The 4,958-nt window shown below is 71.0% G+C and carries 4 protein-coding genes and 1 pseudogene; all 5 read right to left on the bottom strand.

The window, feature by feature from the left end; all coding sequences use genetic code 11:
* Positions 1–138: 138 nt before the first annotated feature.
* A complete protein-coding gene (locus D588_RS0114595) occupies positions 139–1,578 on the bottom strand; it encodes a dihydrolipoamide acetyltransferase family protein (protein ID WP_017916508.1) in 1,440 nt (479 codons plus the stop codon).
* A complete protein-coding gene (locus D588_RS0114590) occupies positions 1,575–1,925 on the bottom strand; it encodes an SH3 domain-containing protein (RefSeq protein WP_017910228.1) in 351 nt (116 codons plus the stop codon). The genes D588_RS0114595 and D588_RS0114590 overlap by 4 nt, the downstream gene beginning before the upstream one ends.
* A 1-nt stretch (position 1,926) precedes the next feature.
* Positions 1,927–3,006, bottom strand: coding sequence for an alpha-ketoacid dehydrogenase subunit beta (locus D588_RS0114585; protein ID WP_017916507.1), 1,080 nt, complete (start codon positions 3,004–3,006; stop codon positions 1,927–1,929).
* The gene (gene pdhA, locus D588_RS0114580) at positions 2,999–4,087 is read right to left on the bottom strand and encodes a pyruvate dehydrogenase (acetyl-transferring) E1 component subunit alpha (protein ID WP_017916506.1); all 1,089 of its coding nucleotides are present in this window, start codon (positions 4,085–4,087) and stop codon (positions 2,999–3,001) included. The genes D588_RS0114585 and pdhA overlap by 8 nt, the downstream gene beginning before the upstream one ends.
* A 525-nt stretch (positions 4,088–4,612) precedes the next feature.
* Positions 4,613–4,958, bottom strand: a pseudogene (locus D588_RS24920) (hypothetical protein); the annotation flags it as partial.

The raw sequence follows: 4,958 nt of genomic DNA, 5'->3' as shown, positions 1-4,958 counted from the left end.
TTTTAGTTCGTCGCGTCGGGACTGAAGTCCCTCCCACAATGGGGGGCATACCACCATGGCGGTGCATCTACTGCGTCAGCGCAGCAGATGCACCGTCTGGCGTCAGGCAGGTTGGCCGATCTGCAAGACGGCCGGCGCTCAGCCCGGCAGCGCCAGGTCGTCGATCATCGCGCGCAGGAAGCGCGCAGCTTCGCCGCCGGTGCAGGCGCGGTGGTCGAAGCTCAGCGACAGCGGCAGGATCTTGTGCGTTTCCACGCCACCCATCACCGGCACCAGTTGGTGGCGCGCGCGGCCGGCGGCGACGATGGCCACGCACGGCGGCACCACGATCGGGGTGGCGTAGCGGCCGGCGAACATGCCGAAGTTGGACAGCGAGATGGTATAGCCGCTCAGCTCCGAGGCCGGGATGCTGCGCGCCTCCACCTGCTGGCGCAGGCGGTTGATGCCTTCGCGCACGCCGCGCGCATCGAGCATGTCGGCGTTGCGCAGGGCCGGCACGAACAGGCCGTCGTCGGTGTCGACGGCAATGCCGATGTCCACGTGCGCGTGCAGGGTGCGGGTCAGCGCCTCGCCGTCGAACCAGGCGTTGAGCGCCGGCACCGCCTGGCAGGCGGCGACGATCGCGCGCACCAGGCGCCCGGTGGTGTCGTTGCCCGGCGTCCACGCGTGCAGGTCGGCATCGTCGTTGAGCGTGGTCAGCACCACCTGGCGCTGTGCCTCGGCCATCACTCGCGCCATGTTGCGGCGCACGCCCTTCAGCGGCTCGGGCTGGCCCTGCATGGCCACGCCCGGCGGCTGCGTGCGCATCGGCTTGCCGGCGGCGGAGAGCGGGGTGCGCGCGGGTGCGGCTTGGGATGTGCGGGCCGGCGCAGGAGCGGCTTCAGCCGCGACGGCAGGGCTCCGTGCAGTCGCGGCCGAAGCCGTTCCTGCAGCGGCGCCGGCTTTCGCCGAACCATCGGCCGCGACCTGCTTGACGTCGGCCAGGGTGACTGCGCCGTCGGCGCCGCTGGCACGCACGCGGCCCAGGTCCACGCCCAGCTTCTTGGCCAGGGCGCGTACCGCCGGCATCGCGCGTACGCCGCCGACCGACACGGCCTGCTCGCTGTGCACGGTGTTGGAACTCTGCATCGCGCCGACCACGGTGCCGGCATCGTCGCGCTCACCCGCGGCCTGCGCGTTGTCGGCGTCGTGCAGTTCGCCGCCGTCGTCGGAGGCGACCACGCGGTCGTCGGCCGCGGCGGTGTCCGCACCGGCGCCCTTGCCGGACGCGGCCGGCGCCGCGCCGCCGTGGTGATGGCCGGTGTCCTGGCCTTCGGCGCGCTGCGGCAGGTTCGGGTCGGGCGCGAACTGCGCCAGCATGCTGCCGGTGACGACGATGTCGCCCGGCGCGCCGGCCAGCTTCAGCACCTTGCCGGAGACCGGCGACGGCACTTCGACCACCGCCTTGGCGGTTTCCATCGACACCAGCGGCTCGTCCAGCCGGATGGTGTCGCCTTCCTTGACGAACCACTCGACGATGGTGGCGTCGGGCAGGCCTTCGCCCAGGTCGGGCAGATTGAAATTCTTGGTTTGGCTCATGTGGTCTCTTCCAGCAGTTCCAGGTCGCGTGCCGGCAGCCAGCCCTGCGTGCCGTCGGCGCGCTCGGCCCACCACCAGTCGCCGTATTCGTGATGCAGGACGACGGTGTCGCCCTGCGCGGCATCGAGTTCGCGCGCGTCGTAGTCGCGCATCGCCACGGCATGGCCGTCGCCGGTCGGCTGCAGCCAGGCCAGCGGCGCCCAGCCGGCGCTGCCGGCGGTGCCGGTGATCCAGACGAACGCCGGCCACTCTTCGTCGCGCACGCCCAGCGCGACCCGCTCGCCGGCGGCGATGCGGATCGGATGCGGATAGGCGGCGCGGTAATCGCTGATCAAACGTGCCTGCATATCAACCCGCAGCCATCGCCCGCTTGGCCGCCGCGACGATCTTGTCGGTGCTCGGCAGGTACTTCATTTCCAGCCGGAACAGCGGGATGTGGGTGTCGTAGCCGGTCACGCGCTGCACCGGCGCGACCAGGTCGTACATCGACTGCTCGGCCAGGCGCGCGGCGATCTCGGCGCCGAAGCCGGCGCTGCGCGGGGCTTCCTGCACGATCACGCAGCGGCCGGTGCGCGCCACCGACTCGGCGATGGTGTCGAAGTCCAGCGGGCGCAGCGTGGCCACGTCGATCACTTCGGCGCTGATGCCGTCGGCGGCGAGGCGGTCGGCGGCCTCCAGCGCTTCCTTGACCTGCGCGCCCCAGGCGACCAGGGTCACGTCGGTGCCGTCGCGCAGCACGAAGCACACGTCCAGCGGCAGCGCCTCGCCATCGTCGGCGACCACTTCCTTGTACTGCCGGTAGATGCGCTTGGGTTCCATGTAGATCACCGGATCCGGCTCGCGGATCGCCGCCAGCAGCAGGCCGTAGGCGCGCTGCGGCGAGGACGGCAGCACCACGCGCAGGCCCGGCACGTTGGTGAAGATGGATTCGTTGGCTTCGCTGTGGTGCTCCGGCGCGCGGATGCCGCCGCCCCACGGCACGCGCAGCACCATCGGGCAGTGCAGGCGGCCACGCGTACGGGTACGCAGGCGCGCGGCGTGGCAGATCAGGTGATCGACCATCGGATAGACGAAGCCGTCGAACTGCGCCTCGGCCACCGGCTTCATGCCCTGCGCGGCGAGGCCGACGCTGAGCCCGGCGATGGTGGTCTCGTCCAGCGGGGTGTCGAGCACGCGCTGCGCGCCGAAGCGCTGCTGCAGGCCGGCGGTGGCGCGGAACACGCCGCCGTTGACGCCCACGTCCTCGCCCAGCACCAGCACCGACGGGTCGTGCTGCAGTTCCCAGGCCAGCGCCTGGGTCACCGCTTCGATCAGGGTAATGGGCGTGCTGGTCATCGGGCTGTCTCCGCGCGCGGTGGCGGCGCTGTGGGCGGTGCCGGCCGCAGACGCGGCCGCGTGGTCGGCGAGGCGGGGGCTCAACTCATCCATGGCGCTGCTCCAGGGCGATGGCCTCGGCGCGCTGTGCGAGCAGGTCCGGCGGCGGGTCGGCATACAGGTAGTCGAACATGGCTTCCACCGGCTGCACCGGGGTTTCCAGGTAGGCGTTGAGTTCGATGTCGGCCAGGCGCGCGCATTCCTGTTTCCACGCGGCTTCCTCTTCCTCGCTCCACAGGCCCTGCGCGCTCAGCCAGGTGCGCAGGCGCAGCAGCGGCTCGCGTTCCCAGGCCTGCTTGACCTCGGCATCGTCGCGGTAGCGGCGCGCGTCGTCGGCGGTGGTGTGGTCGGACAGGCGGTAGGTCATGAACTCGATCACCGTGCCGCCCTGGCCGGCCAGCGCGCGCTCGCGCGCCTGGCGCATCGCTTCGAGCACGGCGATCAGGTCGTTGCCGTCCACCTGCAGGCAGTGCAGGCCGCCGGCCAGGCCCTTCTGCGCCAGCGTCTGCGCGCCGGTCTGCGCGTTGCGCGGCACCGAGATCGCCCAGCCGTTGTTGATCACGCACAGGATCAGCGGCAGCTGGTAGGCGCCGGCGGAGTTGAGCGCGGCATAGAAGTCGGTCTTGGACGAGCCGCCGTCGCCGCAGGTGGCCACCGCCACCTGGGGTTCGCCGCGCAGCTTGAACGCCAGCGCGGCGCCGGCGGCGTGCAGGCACTGGGTGGAGATCGGCACGCAGATCGGGAAGTCGCGGGCGGCGTCGGAATCGCGCTGGAAGTCGCTGCCGCGCTCGTCGCCGCCCCAGTACAGCAGGATCTCGCGCGGGCGCACGCCGCGCATGAACATGGCGCCGTACTCGCGGTAGCTGGGCGCCAGCACGTCGCCGCGGCGCATCGACGCGCCGATGCCGATGTGGGTGGCCTCGTGGCCCAGGCAGGAGGCGTAGGTGCCCAGCTTGCCGGTGCGCTGCAGGGCCACCGCCTTGCTGTCGAAGGTGCGCACGTAGAGCATCTGCTTGAACAGCGCCAGCAGCGTCTGCGGGTTGGCCGAGTCGGCCGGAAGCGCGTCGCGGACCGGCTGGCCGCCCGCGTCGAGGTACTGCAGGAACTCAATTTCGAACTGGGCGGCGATGCTCATGGCGATAGCGCTCTCGACAACAAGTTTCAAATGATATGAGTCGGCATGTTAAGGAAGCCGTGCACAAAAGCCGTCGTGCACCGCAGCACGCGGCGATGCCGTATCGCACAAGAAAAGCGTGGTCGTGCCGCGTTGCCGATTGATGGCGTTGGGTATCGCCGATGTTGCACTGCGATGCATGCCGTTCATGTGCGCGTGGGTGTCCACCGGTGGCGGTGGTCCATGTCAGCGGTGCGGTGCGCGCTGGCGGCGAGAGTGTCGGACAAGGACAGAAGGCGTACACGTGCAGCAGCAGCGGAAGGGCATCGCGCATCGCCCACTACGCACCCTCAAGCCGCATGGACGTCGCCTCGTAACAGCGGCTTCAGCCGCGACGGGCGTTATCGGGAATCCCCCATCGAGGCTGACACCGCTCCTGCGCGATAGCGCTTTCGGCAGCGCGTGATCGGCGCCGGGTGGCGTTGCCCCAAGCAAAAAGGGCGTGGCCTTGCGGCCACGCCCTTTCGTCTGCACCGCTTGCCGCGATCAGCGGCCGAACAGGCGCAGCCCCTCCACGCGGGTGCTCAAGCGCGCGCTGTTGTCGCTCGGGTCGGCATCGGCCGAGGTCGACCCGGCGCTGGCGCCGATCACGATCTGGCGGTCGGCCGGCAGCGGCCGTGTCGCCAGGCTCAGGCGGAACGCGGCGCTGGCGCCCGGCGCCAGGTCGGCGCCGCTGCGGCACTGGAAGCGCGCGCTGCGCAGGCCGTGGTTCTGCCGCACGCACTGCCAGCCGCGCGGCGGCACCAGCGCGGTGAGCGCCGACAGGGTGCTGCCGTCGATCTCCAGGCTGGCGCCCTGCACCGGCGCATTGCCGTGGTTGCGCACGTCGATG

It is taken from the genome of Xanthomonas sp. SHU 308, assembly GCF_000364645.1.
Lineage (GTDB): Bacteria > Pseudomonadota > Gammaproteobacteria > Xanthomonadales > Xanthomonadaceae > Xanthomonas_A > Xanthomonas_A sontii.
Note: the sequence above shows the minus strand (reverse complement) of the source record. Positions and strands in the feature narration are given on the sequence as shown.

Coding starts and splice junctions, on each gene's coding strand:
- pdhA (WP_017916506.1), bottom strand. CDS start 4,087: ATGAGCATCGCCGCCCAGTTCGAAATTGAGTTCCTGCAGTACCTCGAC.
- D588_RS0114595 (WP_017916508.1), bottom strand. CDS start 1,578: ATGAGCCAAACCAAGAATTTCAATCTGCCCGACCTGGGCGAAGGCCTG.
- D588_RS0114585 (WP_017916507.1), bottom strand. CDS start 3,006: ATGGATGAGTTGAGCCCCCGCCTCGCCGACCACGCGGCCGCGTCTGCG.
- D588_RS0114590 (WP_017910228.1), bottom strand. CDS start 1,925: ATGCAGGCACGTTTGATCAGCGATTACCGCGCCGCCTATCCGCATCCG.